Below are 18,152 nucleotides of genomic sequence, written 5' to 3'. Positions count from 1 at the left end.
TGAGGCTCGGGACTCGTTACCCCGCCACCCAATCCCCCGACTTCCCCCCGTGCTTCTCCATCAACCGCACATCCCCAATCACCATCCCCCGATCCACGGCCTTGCACATGTCGTAGATCGTCAGCAGCCCAACCTGCACGGCGGTTAGTGCCTCCATCTCCACGCCAGTCTGCCCACGTGTCTCCGCACGTACGGTGCAGCGAATGGCGTGTTCAGCTTCGTTCAGCTCAAACTCAACCGCCACTTTGGTCAACGCCAACGGATGACACAGCGGAATCAAATCCGACGTCCGCTTAGAGCCTTGGATGGCCGCAATACGCGCAATCCCCAGCACATCGCCTTTCTTGGCCGTGCCATCGCGCACCAGCGCAAACGTTTCGGGCAGCATGCGGATCGTGCCGGTAGCCACCGCCACACGATGCGTGACGGCCTTGTCGCCGACGTCGACCATATGGGCTTGTCCGGCGGAATCGAAGTGGGTGAGTTGCGACATAAGTGACCGCTGGATTGCGGAGCAGAAGACGAAGCGTTTTATGATAGCAAGCGCCCGACGGTTCCCGATGCTGCTGGGCTGATCCCGCACACTGCGCTTTCCGTATGACGCATTTCCTCTCCCGGCCGCGCGCACGCAAGCTGACGGCTGTTGTGTTGTTGTCGACGTGGCTGATCCCATTGCCGTTGCCCGTGCTGGCGCAGGTGCCTGCTTCGGCGCCGGCGGCTTCGATCAACCTGGGTTTGGGTTCCGCCGCAGCAGCCGACCAGGTGCAGAGCAACCTGAACCGCAGCGTGCAGATTGGCCGCCAGTCGCCGTATCTGCAGAAAGACCCGACCGTCATTGACGCGCCAACGTACGAATTGCCCGACCTGGGCGATCCGTCCACGGCGGCACTGTCGCCCGATATGGAGCGCCGTCTGGGCGACCGGGTGATGCGTGAGATCCGCCGAGACCCGGATTACGTGCCGGATCCGTTGCTCAGCGATTACCTGAACGGCATCGGTTTCAAACTGATCGAGGCGGCGCGCCGGCAGCACGTGGCGGGCAGCACGTCGTCGTCGAGCTTCGAGCTGTTTGCGGTGCGTGATCCGGCCATCAATGCGTTTGCGCTGCCAGGCGGCTATATCGGCGTGAACACCGGCACGCTGGTGGCCACCGAGAGCGAATCGGAGCTGGCCTCCGTGCTTGGCCACGAGATCGGCCACGTGCTGCAGCGGCATATCGCGCGCGGCATCGACAAGTCAGGCGAGTCGATGTGGATTGCGCTGGCGTCGATCCTGTTGGCCGGTCTAGCCGCCACCAAGAGCGGCGACGCAGCGCAGGCGCTGGCGATTGGCGGGCAGGCGGCGGCGGTGTCGAACCAGCTCTCGTTCTCGCGCAGTGCGGAGCGCGAGGCGGATCGCGTCGGCTTCACACTGCTCACCGGCGCAGGCTATGACCCGGAGGGCATGCCGGACTTCTTCCGCCGCATGCAGCGGGTTACCAACATTGCAGATACCGGTGTCGTCCCCGGTTATGCACGTACCCACCCGCTCACCGGCGAGCGCATCGCCGACATGGCCGACCGCGCGCGCGGCCTGCCGCATCCGCGCCAACCGCGCCGGCCGGAGTTCGGCTTTGCCAAGGAGCGTGCGCGGGTGTTGCAGGAGACGTCGACCAGCGCCTACATCGACGTGCGCAATGCAATGCAATCGCAGTTGTCCTCAGCGCCGGATGCGCCTGTCGAGAAGCGTGCGGCGTTGTGGTACGGCGTGGCTGTTGCCAATCAGATGGCGGGGAAGCTGGACGAGGCTGAGCAGGCATTGCTTGAGGCACGACGCCTGTACGGCAACATTCCAGGCATCACCTCAGGCAGCGTCGATCTGGACGTGACGGCCATCGAGCTGGCGCGGGCCCGCAACCGCACGTCCGATGCGCTCACCTTGGCGCGCGCGGCGCTTGTCGCGTATCCGCTGTCGCGCGCAGTCGGCCTCACCTATGCGCAGACGTTGCTGATGGCCGGCCGGATCGATGATGCGATTCCGTATCTGAAGGACAAGACGCGCGAAGACACGGCGCAATCGATCTGGTGGGACATGCTTGCGCGTGCCTACGCCGACAAGGGAAAGCGCGTCGAACAGCACCGCGCGCTGGCCGAGAAATACGCGCGCGATGGTGCGTGGGGCTCAGCGGTTGAGCAACTCAAGCTGGCGCGTGAAGCGGGCGATGCGGATTTCTATACGCTGTCCGAAGTCGATGCGCGGCTGCATCAGATGGAACGGCAGTACAAGGAAGAGAAGATCGAGGATAAGGCGCTGCCGAAGTAGGACGGCACGCAATCGCCTCCACCGTTACGCCGTCGGATGCGGCACGAATCCGTAACGTTGCGCGACTTCTGTGCGAAGAATCGGCTCGATCTCGACGGTGCGGTCGCCGAGGGTCAGTGTGCCGAGCGCGGCGCCGCACGCCTGCCCATGCCATTGCGCGAGCGATGAAAACGGCTCCAGGTCGTGATCGTGCAGCACGGCGATGGTGTCTTCGGCATCCCACCCTGCCACGTGGCCAGGCAGCAGCACGTTGCCTTGCTCATCGGCAAAACAGCCGGTGGGTGTGAAGGCTGCGCTCGTGGTGGTCGTGAAGACGGGTGCCAGGTCACCGGGTGCCAGTCGCACAATCCACGGCGTGTAGTCCAACGCCACAAACACGCGCTGCGGGCCGTTCTGGAAGAACCATCGGCCCGTGTCGTCGTGCGCGTAGTTGCGGACGATGAAATCGATGAGCGGCGCATGACGGATCGGATCCCCCGACAGCTTGTGCTGCTGCGCGAACTCGTTGCGCATGCGCCATTGGCCGCGCCGGTCCAGCGCCAACCAGCCGAAGCAGTTCGGCACGTTTGGCCATTTGGCCATCGCCTGGCGGACGATGTCATCCACGGGAATCTGCGCCTCCGGCCTGCGTCTGGCGGCCGAGCACGTCATCAAAGAAACGCAGCACGCGCGCCGGCATCCAGTCGATGCGGCCGGTCATGTGGCGCAGGCCGCTGTCGTGGCGCAGCAGGAAGCCGACGTGGCCGCCATGTTGCGGCTGGTCGAGCACGATGTCGGATGACACATCGGCAGGGCCGGGCAGGTGCTGTCCGGGCAGGAAGGGATCGTTGCGCGCGTTGAGCACCAGCGCTGGCACGCGCACGTCGCGCAGGATCGGCTTGGACGACGCGCGTGTCCAGTAGTCCAGCACGTCGCTAAAGCCATGCAACGGCGCGGTGACGAGGTTGTCGAATTCGCCCAGCGTGCGCGTCGCCATCATGGCGGCGCGGTCGTACAGGCCGGGGTGCTGGTCGAGCTTGGCGTTGGCCTTGCTCTTGAGCGTCTTCAGGAACATGCGCGTGTACACCAGGTTGAAGCCGCGAGACAGCGCAGCGCCGCCAGCCCGCATGTCCAGCGGTGCGGAAACCGTTGCTGCAGCGCTCAGGTGGCGCGCGCCGGTGCCGTGCTCACCCAGATAGCGCAGCAGCGCGTTGCCGCCCAGCGAGATGCCGACGGCCAGCAGCTTGCGGCCCTGCGGTTGGCAAACCGTCCGGTAGAGCCGCTCAAGAATCCAGGCGATTTCCGCACCATCGCCACAGTGGTACATGCGCGGTGCGCGGTTCATCTCACCCGAGCAGCCACGGAAGTGCGGGATCACGCCGGGCCAGCGGCGCGCGCGCAGCGCGTCCATCAGCAGGCTCGCGTAATGGCTGCGTGAATCGCCTTCCAGGCCGTGGAACATGACGACGAGCGGCGCGTGCGCATCCGTGTCATGCGTGGTCCAGTCGAGATCGATGAAATCCTGGTCGGGCGTGTCCCAGCGCTCGCGCCGGTACGTGATGCGCGGAAAGCGCCAGAGGCGCGCCGGCACAATCGTCTGCGCGTTGCCGCCGATGAGCCACCACGGTGAGCGGAACGCGTGCGGCTCGAACGGCCCCGCCAGCATGGCGCCGAGGTTCAGTTCAACGGGGGCGGCTTGGCGGAGCGGGCGGTTCATCGTGACGATGCAACTGCCACGCCGGTGGTGGCGCGGCTCAGTGCAGGGAGTGTGTGGCGCTGGAGATGGAGGCGGCCACGCGTTCTTCCGCGGCCTGGCTGGAATGCACGTGGGCGATGCGCCAGCCTTCGTGGTTCTGCATCAGCACGTAGGTCGTGTGCACGTACAGATCGGCTTCGGTAGCGGTGGCGGAGAAGCGTAGCGCTTCGGTGGCCTCGAAGATCGACACGCCCAGCGACGAATGCACCTGCTGCGAGAGACATTCGATCCAGACCGGGTTCTTCTCGACCAGCGCGTCGAGGCAGCCGCGCAGTTGCTCGTGGCCGTGCAGGCGCTGGCCGTCAGGCAGGATGAAGCTCACCGAATCCTCATCCAGCCACAGCCTGAGCGCGCCATCGGCATCGCGGCGCTTGAGCGCATCGCGATAGGCTTCGAGGATGTCCTCGGCGGCTTCGAACAGGCGGGCAAATCGTGGCATGGCGGCTGGACGTTGAGGGAAAGACTGCGGACTCAAGCCGGCTGCAGCAGCCGGCGCAATTCATGAAACACCATCTCGGGGCCGATGTCGCGCAGGCAGCGCAGGTGGCCCAGCGGGCATTCGCGCGCAAAGCACGGACTGCACTCCAGATGGAGCCACATGATACTCGCAGCGGGCGACAGGGGCGGCGTGTGGCGCGGGTCGCTGGAGCCGAACACGGCCACCTGCGGGCGCCCGAGGGCGGCCGTTACGTGCATCAGGCCCGAGTCGTTGCAGATGGCGGCTTCGGAGCGGGCGAGCAGTTCGATGGCCTCGTCCAGCGAGGTCTCGCCGCACAGGTTGCGCACGAAGGGGGCGCGTTCGACGATGGCGTTGGCCATCTCGCGGTCCTTGCCCGAACCGAGCGCGACGATCTGCGCGTACGGAAACGAGCGGCGCAGCATCTGTGCAAGCTCGGCAAAGTGCTCGGCGGGCCAACGCTTGGCGGGGCCGTATTCCGCGCCGGGGCAGAAGGCGACCAGGCGTGCATTGCCAGGAATGTCGAACTTGGCAGACGTGGCGGCCACGCGCTGCACGTCAACGTTCAGCTTCGGGTCGGGCAGGGCGTCGGGCAGCTTGGCGCCGGGCTTGAAAGCCAGCGCGGCGTAATGCTGCACCATCGGCGGGCGCGCGTTCTTGGGCGGGTTCGGGTAGCGCACGTTCAGCACGCCCAGGCGCGATTCGCCCTTGTAACCGATGCGCAGCGGAATGCCAGCCAGCCACGGGATCAGCGCGCTCTTGAACGAGTTCGGCAGCACATAGGCCGCGTCGAACGTCTCGTTCTTGAGCTGCTGGGCGAACATCGTGCGGCTGCCGAGCTGCAGCTTGCCGTGCGCGAGGTCGGTCGGCAGCACGCGGGCAATCTCGGGCATGCGCGCGAGCACCGGTGCGACCCACTTGGGCGCGATGGCGTGGATCTGCGCGCGCGGGTGGCGCGCCTTGATCTGCGCAAACAGCGGCTGCGCCATCAGCGCATCACCGATCCAGTTGGGGGCGACGACGAGGATCTTGCGCATCATCGATTCGCCGGATGAGTGTTGCGACCGGCGTCGTACAGCGTGTGAAGACGGCTCAATGGTGGCCCTTCAGTTCAACGCCGGGGGCCAGCTTGTAGACGGTGCCGCAGTACGGGCACTTGACCTCGCCGGTGTCGGCGATGTCGAGGAACACGCGCGGGTGGTAGTTCCAGGTCGGGGTCTTGGCGGTCGGGCAGTGCAGCGGCAGGTCATCTGCGCCGATTTCGATTGTGGGTGCGGTTTGCGTGGTCATGATGAGTAGGAGTGCCGGTACGGTCTGAGCGGGTCAGCCGCGCCTTGATATGGGCCGCAAATTCAAATGCCGAAAATTTCGACGAAGAGGCGAAATTGTAAGGGGTGGGCGCGGGCGCGCCAACGCCGATTGTTGCAGTGCGTGGCGCCCGGCACGAATTGCTGCGCCGGACAGGGCGCATGCCCATCGACGTTAAGCGGACGCTTAACATCAAAAGTATAATCGTCCGTTTCCTACGAGCCACCCATGTCGCCCCCGACGCATCCGCGCCCGCGCGCTGCCGGCAGCCTCTGGCCGGACCAAAAAAAAGAGACGAATGCGCCGCTTAAGGGGGTGTCATGCCACTAGTTCGCTGGAGCACTGCGCTGCAACGCCGCTGGCAGGCCATCGACCCCGCTGAGCGTGCCGGCTTCGTTGCCGGCATCCGGGCGTACATGCCGTCGCTGCCGCCGGTGTTCACCTGGGGCGTGGTGACGGGTGTAGCGATGAGCAAGTCGGTGCTGACCATTCCGCAGGCGATCGGCATGACGATCTTTGTCTATGCGGGGTCGTCGCAACTGGCGGTGTTGCCGCTGCTGGCCGCGGGGTTGCCGATCTGGACGGTGCTGCTGACGGCGTTCATCGTCAATGTGCGCTTCATCATCTTTAGCGCGGGGCTTGCACAGCATTTCGGGCATCTGCCGTTTGTGCGGCGGGTGGTCCTGGGCGTGTTCAACGGCGATCTGCCGTTTGTGCTGTTCACCCAGCAATATCCGTCCGCGGCGCCGGAGGCGGGCAAGGAAGGGTACTACTGGGGCATGGTCCTGCTGAGCTTCGTGGCCTGGCAGGTGTCATCCATCCTGGGCATCGTCGCGGCGAGCCTGTTTCCTGACGCGTGGGGCCTGGCGCTGGCCGGGACGCTCGCGTTGATTCCTGTCATGGTGTCGACCATTCGTAGCCGTGCCACCCTCATGGCGGTGGCCGTGGCGGCGGTGCTGGCGCTGGTTGCCTTCAAGCTGCCGTATCGATTGAGCCTGGTGATTGCAGTGACCGGTGCGATGGCCGCAGGCCTGGCCGCCGATGAAGCCGCCGCGCGCCTGCAGTGGCAGCGTCGCCGCGGCGCGCAGGCACCGAAGGAAGACGACGCATGAGCGCGCTCGAGATCTGGCTGGTCATTGCCGGCATGACGGTGGTGACGATCGTCACGCGCTCGCTGTTCCTGATCGTTGGGGACAAGGTCACGCTGCCCATGCGCCTGCAGCACGCATTGCGCTTTGCGCCGGCCGCCGCACTGATCGCCATCGTGCTGCCCGACCTGCTCTGGAACCACGGCCACTTTGATGCGACCTGGACCAACCCGCGCCTGATGGCCGGCGTTGCGGCCACGGCGTTCTACGTGGCGACGCGGCGCATGCTGGGCATGATTTTCGTCGGCATGGGTGTGTTCACCGTGCTGCGTCTTTGGGGATGAATGTGTCGGGCTCTGCTTCCACGCGCAACGGCGTGATCTTCGCGTTTCTGGCCTACACGATGTGGGGCCTGTTCCCGCTGTACTTCAAGCTGCTCAAGGCGGTGTCACCGGTGGAGATCTTGTCGCACCGGGTGATCTGGTCGTTGGCGGTGATGGTGGTGATCCTGCTCATCAAGCGGCATTGGGCGTGGCTGTGGGCGCTGCGCACGCAGCCGCGTGTGGTGGGGCGCTACGCCGCCAGCACCGCATTGCTGGCGGCCAACTGGCTGACCTACATCTGGGCCGTCAACCATGACCACGTGCTCGACGCGAGCCTGGGCTACTTCATCAACCCGTTGGTGGTGGTGATGCTGGCCGCGCTGGTGTTGGGCGAGCGGCTGCGACCGGTGCAGTGGGTGTCGGTGGCGCTGGCCGCAGCCGGGGTGGCGTGGCTGACCTGGCAGGCCGGCACGCTGCCGTGGATTGCGCTGGCGCTGGCGTTTTCGTTTGGGTTCTATGGCCTGCTGCGCAAGACCTCGCCGCTGGGCGCGCTGGAAGGGCTGACGCTGGAGACGCTGCTGCTGTTTCCGCTGGCGCTGGCCTACCTTGGCTGGCTGGCCGCGCAACAGCAGAACGCTTTCCTGGCCGCGTCACCCGGCATGCAACTGCTGCTGGCACTGGCCGGCCCGCTGACGGCGTTGCCGCTGCTGCTGTTCGGCGCCGGGGCGAAGCGCATTCCGCTGTCGCTGCTGGGGCTGTTGCAGTATGTGAGCCCCACGCTGCAGCTGCTGCTGGGCGTGTGGCTCTACAACGAGCCGTTTGCCGGGCCGAAGGTGGCGGGCTACGCGCTGATCTGGATCGGCCTGGCGCTCTACAGTGCCGAGAGCGCGCTGCGTCTGCAGCGCCGCCCTCAGGTGTTACCGGCTAAGTAGCACGGTCGGCGTGGCGGGCAAGCCGTTCCACGCCATCGGCGTATCGAGCAGTTCCACCTTGGTGATGGCCTTGTCGCCGGGCACGTTGATCGTCCACAGCTTGAAGCTGTCACCGCTGGTCGGGTCCGTTGTGCTGGTGGCTGGTGTGCCGGTCGGGCTGAACCACGGGCGGAAACCGCCTTGCAGCACCCGCGTGATCTGCGAGCCGTCGGCGTAGGTCACGCGCACGGTGTAATCGCAGCCGCTGGCGTGGCAGTACCACGCATACGTGCCGGTGTTGGGCACGATGGCGGCGCGGTCCGCAGCGTTGGTCGGGTCAAACGTCTGGATCAGGTTGCCGGTGAACGGCAGCGGCGGATAGATCTGCGAGACACCCGCCGTGCCCGCACGGCTGAGCGTGATGGCGATGGCGTACACCGGCACGTTGGTCTGCGTCGGCAGGTTCTGGTTGATGCCGTACAGGCCGTTGCTGGTGGTTGCGGGCGTGTAGGTCACGCGCGCCTGTGTGGTGGCATTCCACTGGCTGTAGCCGGTGGGTGAGGCCGCGTCGACCAGGATGCGGCCCTGCAGCCAGGCCTGCATCTTCCCCGTATTGAAATCCGAGAACGTCGCGAACTTGTAGCCGGGCGATTGATCGCCCGCGCCGCCCTGCATCGGGTCTTGCTTGATGCAGCGGCCGGCGGAGTCGCTCTGATGACCGCTCGCGCAATTGGCGTAGCTGCTGGCCGTGGTCGGCACGCGGATGTCCAGGAACTGGTTCTTGTTCGGGTCATAACCCCACACCGAGCCTGTCAGGCTGCCGCCCGCGTACGGATACGTGCCGGCGGTGTAGGCATCGCCCGCGTGCGGTAGGCCGAACGCGTGGCCTTGCTCGTGGATGAAGACACCGGTGTAGTTCTGGTCGCCCACGCCCGCATTGCCGCCGCCCAAGCCGCCGCCAAGAAACACCGGCTTGTTCGTCACCGGGTCGACCGGCAGGATCGGCGCGTAGTACTGGTTGTTGGTCGGGCCTTCGCCGTTGGCGTTGCGCAAGCTCTGGATCAGGCTGAGCACCGAACTCATCACCGCGTAGCCCTCCTTCTGCTGGCTCATGGCCGTGACCACATAGGCCGACTGCGCCACGTTGGCGCTGTCCGCACGTGGCGCAATCACCATGCTCGGCCACGACACACGCCCGATCGGGTGGTTGGCGGCCGTCAGTGCCGAGACCGGCCACTTGGCGAAAATCTCCTGCTGCGTCACGGCGTCCGGCGCCTTGACGGTCGACAGCGGCGTCGTATTCGAATCGTTCGCACCGAACAGGTAGAACGGCAGCACACGCAACGTAATGTCGGCATTGGTACCGAAGCTGGGCGTGTGGCCGGTGCTGGCGGTGTAGTTGGCTGCCGATACGCGGAACGACGTGCCGGGCACCATCCACGCCGCGGGCACGGTCACGCTCCAGCGGTCGGTGGCATACGGGCGGCCGTTGGATTCGGTGGGCGGCAAGGCCGAGGGCGCATTCAGCACCAGGCTGCCGACCAGTGCCCCGTTGCGCCAGGCTTCCAGCTTCGGCTGCTGCACATCCACCTGGCCGATCGACACCAGCGCCAGCGCCGCGCGGTTGCCGGTGAGCTGCAGCGTGCCGGTGGTGTTGGGCAGCGTCCAGGTCAGGCCGCCCTCGGGCAGCACGTGCGTCTGCGCGAACTCCAGCTTGTTCAGCGCCAGCGGGCCTGCTGCTGGCGTGGTGGGCGAAGTTGGGGTGCCGGTCGATCCGCCGTCCGGTTGGGTGCTGGTCGTGGTGCCTGTGGAGGCACCGTCACCGCCGCCGCAAGCGGTCAGCAGGAGAGTGGTCAAGGCGGCCGCCAGCGTGGCGCGGCCCAGGATTGGCGCTTGGCTCATGGTGAAACTCCCGACGTATTTATGTTTATTGGCGCGCACATTCTAGCTTTGTGGAGAATTGTGGAGCTAGGTGCGCTCCCCTAACCAGGGGATTCGTCGGTTCGTTCGTCCGTTTTACGGCAGAGGTGCAAGGGCGATCAGGTAAAATCGTCGTTTTCCGCGATTCCAACTGTTGCTGCCATGCCTCACGTTCTGCGTCTGTCCGATCTCATCTCCGAAGGCAAGCTTGCCGGCAAGCGCGTCTTTATCCGCGCCGACCTCAACGTGCCGCAAGACGACGCGGGCAACATCACCGAAGACACGCGCATCCGCGCCTCCGTGCCGGCCATCGAGGCTGCGCTGGGCGCCGGCGCTGCCGTGATGGTCACGTCGCACCTGGGCCGCCCGACTGAAGGCGAATTCAAGCCGGAAGACTCGCTGGCACCGGTTGCCAAGCGCCTGTCCGAACTGCTGAGCCGTGACGTGAAGCTGGTGCAAAACTGGGTCGACGGTGTGGAAGTCGCGCCCGGCCAGGTCGTGCTGCTGGAAAACTGCCGCGTGAACAAGGGCGAGAAGAAGAACAGCGACGAACTGGCCCAGAAGATGGCCAAGCTGTGCGACATCTACGTCAACGACGCGTTCGGCACCGCCCACCGCGCGGAAGCCACCACCCACGGCATCGCCAAGTTCGCACCCGTAGCGTGCGCTGGCCCCCTGCTGGGCGCGGAGCTGGATGCGCTGGGCAAGGCCCTGGGCGCGCCGAAGCGCCCGCTGGTTGCCATCGTGGCGGGCTCGAAGGTGTCGACCAAGCTGACCATCCTGAAATCGCTGGCCGACAAGGTGGACAACCTGATCGTTGGCGGCGGCATTGCCAACACGTTCATGCTGGCCGCCGGCCTGAAGATCGGCAAATCGCTGGCGGAGGCTGATCTGGTGGGTGACGCCAAAGCCATCATCGACATGCTGGCTGCACGCGGCGCCTCGGTGCCCATTCCCGTGGATGTGGTCTGCGCCAAGGAATTCAGCGCCACCGCTGCCGCCACCGTCAAGGATGTGAAGGACGTGGCGGACGACGACATGATTCTCGACATCGGCCCGAAGACGGCTGCCCAACTGGCTGACCAGCTGAAGGCTGCCGGCACCATCGTGTGGAACGGCCCGGTCGGCGTGTTCGAGTTCGACCAGTTCGGCAACGGCACCAAGGTGCTGGCCGAAGCCATCGCCGCTTCGTCGGGCTTCTCGATCGCAGGTGGCGGCGACACGCTGGCTGCCATTGCCAAGTACAACATCGCCGATAAGGTGGGCTACATCTCCACTGGCGGCGGCGCATTCCTGGAGTTCCTGGAAGGCAAGACGCTGCCAGCTGTGGAAATCCTGGAGCAGCGCGCACAGAATCAGGCAGCAACGGCCTGATTACGCTTCATCCCGCATCGCCCCACAACACCAACGAGACACCGCCCATGACCCGCGCTACCAAGATCGTCGCAACGCTCGGCCCTGCATCGAGCACGCAGGAAGTCCTGACCCGCATGATCGCTGCCGGGGTGGACGTGGTGCGGTTGAACTTCTCGCACGGCACGGCGCAGGATCACATCGATCGCGCGCAGCTCGTGCGTGAGGTGGCGCGCTCGGTGGGTCGCGAGGTCGCCATCATGGCCGACCTGCAAGGCCCGAAAATTCGTGTGGGCAAGTTCGAGAACGGCAAGATCACGCTGGAGCCGGGCGACCGCTTTACGCTGGACGCCCGCTGCGAACTGGGCAACCAGGAGCGCGTCGGCCTCGACTACAAGGAACTGCCGCGCGACGTCGGCCCTGGCGACTTGCTGCTGCTCAACGACGGCCTGATCGTGCTGCAGGTCGAGCGCGTGGTGGGTGAAGAGATCGAAACCATCGTCAAGATCGGCGGTGACTTGTCCAACAACAAGGGCATCAACCGCCAAGGCGGCGGGCTGTCGGCCCCGGCGCTCACCGCCAAGGACATGGAAGACATCAAGACCGCGATGGCGCTGGGCGCCGACTACGTCGCGGTCAGCTTCCCCAAGAACGCCACCGACATGGAAATGGCGCGCCAACTGGCGGTGGTGGCGGGGCAGCCGCACAACCACAAGCCGCGCATGATCGCCAAGATCGAACGCGCCGAGGCCATCCGCCCGGGCGTGCTCGAAGAGATCCTGGCCGCGTCCGACGGCATCATGGTTGCCCGCGGTGACTTGGCCGTGGAAGTCGGCAACGCAGCCGTGCCGGCGCTGCAGAAGCGCATGATCAAGCTGGCGCGTGAAGCCAACAAGCTGACCATCACCGCCACGCAGATGATGGAGTCGATGATCGTGAACCCGGTGCCGACGCGCGCCGAGGTGTCGGACGTCGCCAACGCCGTGCTGGATGGCACCGATGCCGTGATGCTCTCCGCCGAGACCGCCGCTGGCCGCTACCCGGTCGAGACCATCGAAGCCATGGCAGCCATCTGCGTGGAAGCCGAGAAGTCGCAGCCGGTGCACCTGGATACCGATTTCCTGGAACAGACCTTCAGCCGTATCGACCAATCGATCGCCATGGGGGCGCTGTTCACGGCCTACCATTTACAAGTGAAGGCGATTGCCGCACTGACCGATTCCGGCGCCACCGCGCTGTGGATGAGCCGCCACGGCATCAACGTGCCGATTTATGCGATGACGCCCAACGTGGGCTCGCAACGCAAGATGGCGCTGTACCGCAACGTGCAGGCGCTGCCGATGGCCACCAGCAACGACCGCGACGAGGCACTGCACCAGGCGGAAGAGCTGCTGGTCGCGCGCGGCGTCGTACAGCGCGGCGACTTCATCGTGCTGACCGTCGGCGAGCCGATGGGGCAGCCGGGCGGCACCAACACACTCAAGATTGTCCGCGTCGGCATGCACTGACGCCCGAGGGAATGCCGCTTGCTAGGGCGTTCCTGAGAACCGAATACAGATCGACCCATAGGAGAAAACCATGCCACTCGTTTCCATGCGCCAACTGCTGGACCACGCCGCTGAAAACGGCTACGGCCTGCCGGCGTTCAACGTCAACAACCTGGAGCAAGTCCAGGCCGTGATGGAAGCGGCCAAGGAAACCGGCGCGCCGGTGATCCTGCAGGCCAGCGCAGGCGCCCGCAAGTACGCCGGCGAGTCCTTCATCAAGCACCTGATCCAGGCGGCTGTGGAAGCCTATCCGGAGATCCCGCTGGTCATGCACCAGGATCACGGCCAAAGCCCGGCGATCTGCCAGGGTGCCATTGATCTGGGCTTCGGCTCGGTCATGATGGACGGCTCGCTGCGCGAAGACGGCAAGACCCCGGCCGACTTCGACTACAACGTCGACGTGACGCGCCGCGTGGTCGAGATGGCACACAAGGTTGGCGTGACCGTGGAAGGCGAACTCGGCTGCCTGGGCTCGCTGGAAACCGGCATGGCCGGCGAGGAAGACGGCCACGGCGCTGAGGGCAAGCTCGACCACTCGGCCCTGCTGACGGACCCGGAAGAGGCTGCCCAGTTCGTCAAGGCCACCCAGCTCGACGCCCTGGCCATCGCCATCGGCACCAGCCACGGCGCCTACAAGTTCTCGCGCAAGCCCACCGGCGACATCCTGGCGATCAGCCGCGTGAAGGAAATCCACGCGCGCATCCCGAACACCCACCTGGTGATGCATGGCTCGTCCTCCGTGCCGCAAGAGCTGCTGGCCATCATTAACCAGTACGGCGGCAAGATGAAGGAAACCTACGGCGTGCCGGTCGAAGAGATCCAGGAAGCCATCAAGTACGGCGTGCGCAAGATCAACATCGACACCGACATCCGCCTGGCGATGACCGGCGCGGTGCGCAAGTTCCTGGCCGAAAACCCGGACAAGTTCGATGCCCGCGAATGGCTCAAACCCGCCCGCGAAGCTGCCAAGCAAGTCTGCAAGGCGCGCTACATCGAGTTCGGCTGCGAAGGCCAGGCCGGCAAGATCAAGCCGATCGGCCTGTCGGTCATCGCTGCTGACTACGCGAGCGGCAAGCTGGCGCAAGTGGTGCAATAAGCATTTTGCGTCACAAGTAGAACAACGGCTGGCACTGCGCCAGCCGTTTTGCATTGCATGGGCCAAAGGGCCTGTTGGCACGCCAAACGCACGCACGCTAGGTGGCTTGAAGCCACCTAGCCCTTCGGGTTGACCCGATCAGGGGCCATCTGCTTTGTCGGCGCGCCTTGCAAAGGGAAGGCCCTTTGCGGCGGCGTCCTCCGCGCATCTGACCCCCGCTCGGGCCAACGTGCGCGCGTTTGGCGTGCCAACAGACCCTATATAATGCTGGCCTTCCACGTTTTCTCATCTCCTCTCGGGTTTCGCCGTGTCCGCCACCCCTGCTGCCTCCGCCCTTTATCAATCGTCGATCACCAGCCTGCCGTTGCTCGGCCGCGGCAAGGTGCGCGAGAACTACGCTGTCGGCGACGACAAGCTGCTGATGGTCACCACCGACCGCCTGTCGGCGTTTGACGTGATTCTCGGCCAGCCGATTCCGGACAAGGGCCGCGTGCTCGCACAGATGTCGGACTTCTGGTTCAACAAGCTGCGCCATATCGTGCCGACGCACGAGACGGGCATCGCCCCGGAAACCGTGGTGGCCGCAAACGAGGTCGACCAAGTGCGCGGCCGCGCCATCGTGGTCAAGCGCCTGAAGCCGATCCTGGTGGAAGCTGTTGTGCGTGGTTACCTGGCCGGCAGCGGTTGGAAGGATTACCAAGCGACCGGTGCTGTCTGCGGCGTGCACCTTGCCCCCGGCCTGCAGAACGCGCAGAAGCTGCCCGAGCCGATCTTCACCCCCGCCGCCAAGGCCGAGATGGGTGAGCATGACGAGAACATCTCCTTCGATGAAGTCGTGCGCCGCATCGGCCCCGACCTCGCCGCGCAGATCCGCGACGTGAGCATCCGCCTGTACAAGGAAGCCTCCGACTTTGCTGCCACGCGCGGCATCATCATCGCCGACACCAAGTTCGAGTTCGGCCTGGACGAGAACGGCACGCTCACCCTGATGGACGAGGCGCTTACCGCCGATTCGTCGCGTTTCTGGCCGGCCGATTCGTACCAGGTGGGCACCAACCCGCCGTCGTTCGACAAGCAGTTCGTGCGCGATTGGCTGGAGGCCGTGCGCATCGACGGCAAGCCGTGGCCGAAGACGGCCCCAGCGCCGCAACTGCCTGCCGACGTGATCGAAAAGACCGCTGACAAGTACCGCGAAGCGCTCACGCGCCTGACCGGTGAGACGCTGCGCTAAGGAGCGATGACGATGACCGCACAGCAATCTGCTCCGCTCGTTGGCGTGGTGATGGGCTCCAACTCTGACTGGGAAATCATGCGCCACGCGGTGGACATGCTCACCCAGTTCGGCATTCCATTCGAGGCGCAGGTTGTCTCCGCGCACCGCATGCCGGACGACATGTTCCGCTACGCCGAAGCCGCACGCGGCCGGGGTTTGCGCGCCATCATCGCCGGTGCCGGCGGGGCAGCGCATCTGCCAGGCATGATCGCTGCCAAGACGATCGTGCCGGTGTTCGGTGTGCCGGTGCCGTCCAAGTACCTGCGCGGCGAAGACTCGCTGCTCTCCATCGTGCAGATGCCCAAGGGCATTCCGGTGTCGACGTTCGCCATCGGTGAAGCGGGAGCGGCCAACGCGGCGCTGGCGGCCATCGCCACCATCGCGACTACCGACGCAGCGCTGGCCGACAAGCTCGAAGCCTTCCGCGCGCAACAAACCGAAGTGGCACGCGGCATGACGCTGCCCGTGCATGGCGCCTAAGTACCTGACGACCCCCGCGACCTGATCCATGGCCGACGACCTGAACCCGCGCCTGGCGCAAGCCCACACCGCGGAATCCCGCGCGCTGAACGTTCCCAACGCAATCCTGCCCGATGCCTGGCTGGGCATGCTGGGCGGCGGCCAGCTCGGCCGCATGTTCACGCACGCCGCGCAGGCGATGGGCTACAAGGTCTGCGTGCTCGACCCGGACCCGGACAGCCCCGCCGGCACCATCGCTGAGCGCCACATCTGCGCTGGTTATACCGATGAAACCGCACTGGCCGAGATGGCCGCGCTGTGCCCGGCCGTCACCACCGAATTCGAGAACGTGCCGGCGCTCGCGCTCGACCGCCTGGAGCAACTCGGCGCGTTTGTCGCACCGCGCGCCAACTGCGTATCGATCGCACAGAACCGCATCGCCGAGAAAAAATTCTTCGCGCTGTGCGCTGCACGCACGGGCATTCACCCGGCGCCGAGCTGGGTGATCGAGCACGAAGCCGACATCGAGCAACTGCCCGCCGACCTGCTGCCCGGCATCCTGAAGATTGCCCGCATGGGCTATGACGGCAAGGGCCAGGCGCGCGTTTCCACCATCGAAGAATTGCGTACCGCCTGGGGCGCCATGCAGCACGTACCGTGCGTGCTGGAAAAGATGCTGCCGCTGGCCTACGAGGTGTCTGTGCTGGCTGCCCGTGCCGCCGATGGCACCACTGCCACGTGGCCGCTGGCAGAGAACGCGCACCGCGAGGGCATTCTGTTCTCGACCATCATGCCGTCGCGTAGCGTGTCGGATGACATCGCCACGCGCACGCGTGCCGCTGCCGCGATGATCGCCGAAGAGATGGGCTACGTCGGTGTGCTGTGCGTTGAATTCTTCGTGCTGCAGGATGGCTCGCTGGTCGCCAACGAAATGGCGCCGCGCCCGCACAACTCCGGCCACATCACCATGGATGTGTGCGAGACCAGCCAGTTCGAACAGCAGGTGCGTGCCATGGCCCGCCTGCCGCTGGGCAGCACGCGTCAGCACTCGCCGGGGCGTATGCTGAATGTGCTGGGCGACGTGTGGTTCGAATATGGTCTGGAACGGTCGCCTGCGTGGCACGAAGTGATGGGCCATAGCGGAGCGAAGGTTCACCTGTACGGCAAGGCTGACGCCCGCCCGGGCCGCAAGATGGGTCACGTGAACTGCGTTGGCACCTCGCCGGAAGTGGTGGACGAGGCCTTCCGCCACGCCGCACACGTGCTCGGTCTGCAGCCGGATTGATCGCGAGCGTCATCATGCACAAGTCGACCACGCCCTACGTCATGCCTTCGCGCGAGCGCCTGGATGAAGCTGCGCGCAAGCTGGAGGCGGGCGAGCTGGTCGCCTTCCCGACCGAGACCGTCTACGGTCTCGGTGCCGATGCCGAAAGCCCGCAGGCCATCGCCAAGATCTACGCCGCCAAGGGGCGGCCGTCCAACCACCCCGTGATCGTGCACGTGGTGGATGGCGCAGACATTTCCTACTGGGCCGATGATGTGCCCGGCATCGCGCTGCAACTCATCGAAGCCTTCTGGCCCGGTCCACTCACGCTCATCCTGAAGCGTGCGCCGCACATTCCGGCAGCGGTGGCAGGCGGGCAGGACAGCATTGGGCTGCGTTGCCCGTCGCATCCGGTGGCGCAGGCGTTGCTCTCGCGCTTCAAGCGCGGGCGCGGCGGCATTGCTGCGCCGTCGGCCAACAAGTTCGGTCAGGTCAGCCCGACCACCGCGCAGCACGTGCGTGACGAATTCGGCGATGCCGTGTTCGTGCTCGAAGGCGACGGCGTGGACGTTGGCATTGAATCGACCATCATCGATCTCTCGCGCCTGGACCAGGGGATGGGCCCGGTGCTGCTGCGTCCGGGTGCCATCACGCCTGAGGACATCGAGCGCGTGACGGGCGAGCTGCCTGCGCTGCCGGATGCCGCTGCGCCGCGTGCTTCCGGTACGTTGAAGGCGCATTACGCGCCGCGTACACCGCTGTACTTGCTCTCCGCCGCTGACGTGCCCGTGCGTCTGACAGCGTTGCAACCTGGTAAGCGCATCGTCTGGCTGGGTGCTCCTGTAGCGTTGCCCGCCGGCTGCGACCAGCATGCCGCGCCTGCGACACCCGCGGCGTATGCCAATGCGTTGTATGCGCTGCTGCGTGATCTCGATCGCGGTGGCTACGACGCCATCTGGGTAGAAACCCTAGCCGATACGCCCGCCTGGGCAGCGGTCAATGACCGCCTGCGTCGCGCCGCCGCCGCGTTCGCTGCTTAGTTCGAGTCGAGCCTCTAATTCTTAAGGCGCACGCGTTCGCCGTGCGCCCGCCAACCTCGCTACACTTGGTCGGTGTG

Annotated in this window: 18 protein-coding genes; 11 read left to right on the top strand and 7 right to left on the bottom strand. The window is 65.6% G+C overall.

From position 1 onward, the window contains the following. Positions 1-16: 16 nt before the first annotated feature. Positions 17-493, bottom strand: coding sequence for a cyclic pyranopterin monophosphate synthase MoaC (moaC, locus tag PI87_RS26330; RefSeq protein ID WP_039600703.1), 477 nt, complete (start codon positions 491-493; stop codon positions 17-19). Positions 494-597: 104 nt separating this feature from the next. Between moaC and PI87_RS26325 the strand changes: the two genes are divergently transcribed. Continuing rightward, a complete protein-coding gene (locus PI87_RS26325; RefSeq protein ID WP_039600702.1) occupies positions 598-2,301 on the top strand; it encodes a beta-barrel assembly-enhancing protease in 1,704 nt (567 codons plus the stop codon). Between the two features lie 24 nt (positions 2,302-2,325). Here the strand turns inward: PI87_RS26325 and PI87_RS26320 are convergent, their stop codons facing one another. From PI87_RS26320 to PI87_RS26300, 5 genes are read right to left on the bottom strand one after another with little or no spacing between them, the layout of a single operon-like run. After that, positions 2,326-2,907 (bottom strand): DUF2946 family protein, encoded by a 582-nt coding sequence (locus PI87_RS26320; protein WP_039600701.1) that lies wholly within the window; start codon positions 2,905-2,907, stop codon positions 2,326-2,328. Next, on the bottom strand, positions 2,900-3,997 hold the full coding sequence (locus PI87_RS26315) for a YheT family hydrolase (protein WP_039600700.1): 1,098 nt from the start codon (positions 3,995-3,997) through the stop codon (positions 2,900-2,902). Before PI87_RS26315 ends, PI87_RS26320 begins: the two co-directional genes overlap by 8 nt. Positions 3,998-4,034: 37 nt before the next feature. After that, positions 4,035-4,475, bottom strand: coding sequence for a YybH family protein (locus PI87_RS26310; protein ID WP_039600699.1), 441 nt, complete (start codon positions 4,473-4,475; stop codon positions 4,035-4,037). A gap of 32 nt (positions 4,476-4,507) precedes the next feature. Continuing rightward, positions 4,508-5,533 carry a lipopolysaccharide heptosyltransferase II gene (gene waaF / locus PI87_RS26305; RefSeq protein WP_039600698.1) on the bottom strand — a complete coding sequence of 342 codons (1,026 nt, stop codon included), beginning with the start codon at positions 5,531-5,533 and terminating at the stop codon, positions 4,508-4,510. A gap of 52 nt (positions 5,534-5,585) precedes the next feature. Next, positions 5,586-5,783: a zinc-finger domain-containing protein gene (locus tag PI87_RS26300; protein WP_039600697.1), complete on the bottom strand. Its 198-nt coding sequence runs from the start codon at positions 5,781-5,783 to the stop codon at positions 5,586-5,588. A gap of 338 nt (positions 5,784-6,121) precedes the next feature. On the opposite strand from PI87_RS26300, the gene PI87_RS26295 reads away from it, so the two are divergent. From PI87_RS26295 to rarD, 3 genes are read left to right on the top strand one after another with little or no spacing between them, the layout of a single operon-like run. Beyond that, the gene (locus PI87_RS26295; protein ID WP_039600696.1) at positions 6,122-6,913 is read left to right on the top strand and encodes an AzlC family ABC transporter permease; all 792 of its coding nucleotides are present in this window, start codon (positions 6,122-6,124) and stop codon (positions 6,911-6,913) included. After that, positions 6,910-7,233 carry an AzlD domain-containing protein gene (locus tag PI87_RS26290; protein WP_039600695.1) on the top strand — a complete coding sequence of 108 codons (324 nt, stop codon included), beginning with the start codon at positions 6,910-6,912 and terminating at the stop codon, positions 7,231-7,233. The genes PI87_RS26295 and PI87_RS26290 overlap by 4 nt, the downstream gene beginning before the upstream one ends. Beyond that, on the top strand, positions 7,230-8,144 hold the full coding sequence (gene rarD, locus PI87_RS26285; protein WP_039600694.1) for an EamA family transporter RarD: 915 nt from the start codon (positions 7,230-7,232) through the stop codon (positions 8,142-8,144). Before PI87_RS26290 ends, rarD begins: the two co-directional genes overlap by 4 nt. Here rarD and PI87_RS26280 read toward each other — a convergent pair. After that, positions 8,130-10,025 (bottom strand): M66 family metalloprotease, encoded by a 1,896-nt coding sequence (locus PI87_RS26280; protein WP_084210110.1) that lies wholly within the window; start codon positions 10,023-10,025, stop codon positions 8,130-8,132. The two genes, rarD and PI87_RS26280, sit on opposite strands and share 15 nt — an antisense overlap. Positions 10,026-10,205: 180 nt before the next feature. Between PI87_RS26280 and PI87_RS26275 the strand changes: the two genes are divergently transcribed. From PI87_RS26275 to PI87_RS26245, 7 genes are all read left to right on the top strand, one after another. After that, entirely contained in the window at positions 10,206-11,417 is a 1,212-nt protein-coding gene (locus tag PI87_RS26275; RefSeq protein WP_039600693.1) for a phosphoglycerate kinase, read from the top strand. Between the two features lie 47 nt (positions 11,418-11,464). After that, positions 11,465-12,904: a pyruvate kinase gene (pyk, locus tag PI87_RS26270; RefSeq protein WP_039600692.1), complete on the top strand. Its 1,440-nt coding sequence runs from the start codon at positions 11,465-11,467 to the stop codon at positions 12,902-12,904. 70 nt (positions 12,905-12,974) lie between these two features. After that, positions 12,975-14,039, top strand: coding sequence for a class II fructose-bisphosphate aldolase (fba, locus tag PI87_RS26265; protein ID WP_039600691.1), 1,065 nt, complete (start codon positions 12,975-12,977; stop codon positions 14,037-14,039). 307 nt (positions 14,040-14,346) lie between these two features. Beyond that, positions 14,347-15,270 (top strand): phosphoribosylaminoimidazolesuccinocarboxamide synthase, encoded by a 924-nt coding sequence (locus PI87_RS26260; RefSeq protein ID WP_039600690.1) that lies wholly within the window; start codon positions 14,347-14,349, stop codon positions 15,268-15,270. A gap of 12 nt (positions 15,271-15,282) precedes the next feature. Beyond that, positions 15,283-15,792 carry a 5-(carboxyamino)imidazole ribonucleotide mutase gene (purE, locus tag PI87_RS26255; protein WP_039600689.1) on the top strand — a complete coding sequence of 170 codons (510 nt, stop codon included), beginning with the start codon at positions 15,283-15,285 and terminating at the stop codon, positions 15,790-15,792. Between the two features lie 28 nt (positions 15,793-15,820). Then, complete coding sequence (locus PI87_RS26250) at positions 15,821-17,056, top strand: 5-(carboxyamino)imidazole ribonucleotide synthase (RefSeq protein ID WP_039600688.1); 1,236 nt, start codon at positions 15,821-15,823, stop codon at positions 17,054-17,056. A gap of 14 nt (positions 17,057-17,070) precedes the next feature. After that, entirely contained in the window at positions 17,071-18,075 is a 1,005-nt protein-coding gene (locus PI87_RS26245) for an L-threonylcarbamoyladenylate synthase (protein WP_039600722.1), read from the top strand. Positions 18,076-18,152: the final 77 nt, after the last annotated feature.

It is taken from the genome of Ralstonia sp. A12 (genome assembly GCF_000801955.1).
GTDB lineage: Bacteria > Pseudomonadota > Gammaproteobacteria > Burkholderiales > Burkholderiaceae > Ralstonia.
This window is presented reverse-complemented; position numbering and strand designations above follow the sequence as displayed.

What these genes read in the sequence shown, in the direction of transcription:
- moaC (WP_039600703.1), bottom strand. Translation starts at nt 493, where the DNA reads ATGTCGCAACTCACCCACTTCGATTCCGCCGGACAAGCCCATATGGTC.
- PI87_RS26325 (WP_039600702.1), top strand. Translation starts at nt 598, where the DNA reads ATGACGCATTTCCTCTCCCGGCCGCGCGCACGCAAGCTGACGGCTGTT.
- PI87_RS26315 (WP_039600700.1), bottom strand. Translation starts at nt 3,997, where the DNA reads ATGAACCGCCCGCTCCGCCAAGCCGCCCCCGTTGAACTGAACCTCGGC.
- PI87_RS26310 (WP_039600699.1), bottom strand. Translation starts at nt 4,475, where the DNA reads ATGCCACGATTTGCCCGCCTGTTCGAAGCCGCCGAGGACATCCTCGAA.
- waaF (WP_039600698.1), bottom strand. Translation starts at nt 5,533, where the DNA reads ATGATGCGCAAGATCCTCGTCGTCGCCCCCAACTGGATCGGTGATGCG.
- PI87_RS26300 (WP_039600697.1), bottom strand. Translation starts at nt 5,783, where the DNA reads ATGACCACGCAAACCGCACCCACAATCGAAATCGGCGCAGATGACCTG.
- PI87_RS26295 (WP_039600696.1), top strand. Translation starts at nt 6,122, where the DNA reads ATGCCACTAGTTCGCTGGAGCACTGCGCTGCAACGCCGCTGGCAGGCC.
- PI87_RS26290 (WP_039600695.1), top strand. Translation starts at nt 6,910, where the DNA reads ATGAGCGCGCTCGAGATCTGGCTGGTCATTGCCGGCATGACGGTGGTG.
- rarD (WP_039600694.1), top strand. Translation starts at nt 7,230, where the DNA reads ATGAATGTGTCGGGCTCTGCTTCCACGCGCAACGGCGTGATCTTCGCG.
- PI87_RS26280 (WP_084210110.1), bottom strand. Translation starts at nt 10,025, where the DNA reads ATGAGCCAAGCGCCAATCCTGGGCCGCGCCACGCTGGCGGCCGCCTTG.
- PI87_RS26275 (WP_039600693.1), top strand. Translation starts at nt 10,206, where the DNA reads ATGCCTCACGTTCTGCGTCTGTCCGATCTCATCTCCGAAGGCAAGCTT.
- pyk (WP_039600692.1), top strand. Translation starts at nt 11,465, where the DNA reads ATGACCCGCGCTACCAAGATCGTCGCAACGCTCGGCCCTGCATCGAGC.
- fba (WP_039600691.1), top strand. Translation starts at nt 12,975, where the DNA reads ATGCCACTCGTTTCCATGCGCCAACTGCTGGACCACGCCGCTGAAAAC.
- purE (WP_039600689.1), top strand. Translation starts at nt 15,283, where the DNA reads ATGACCGCACAGCAATCTGCTCCGCTCGTTGGCGTGGTGATGGGCTCC.
- PI87_RS26250 (WP_039600688.1), top strand. Translation starts at nt 15,821, where the DNA reads ATGGCCGACGACCTGAACCCGCGCCTGGCGCAAGCCCACACCGCGGAA.
- PI87_RS26245 (WP_039600722.1), top strand. Translation starts at nt 17,071, where the DNA reads ATGCACAAGTCGACCACGCCCTACGTCATGCCTTCGCGCGAGCGCCTG.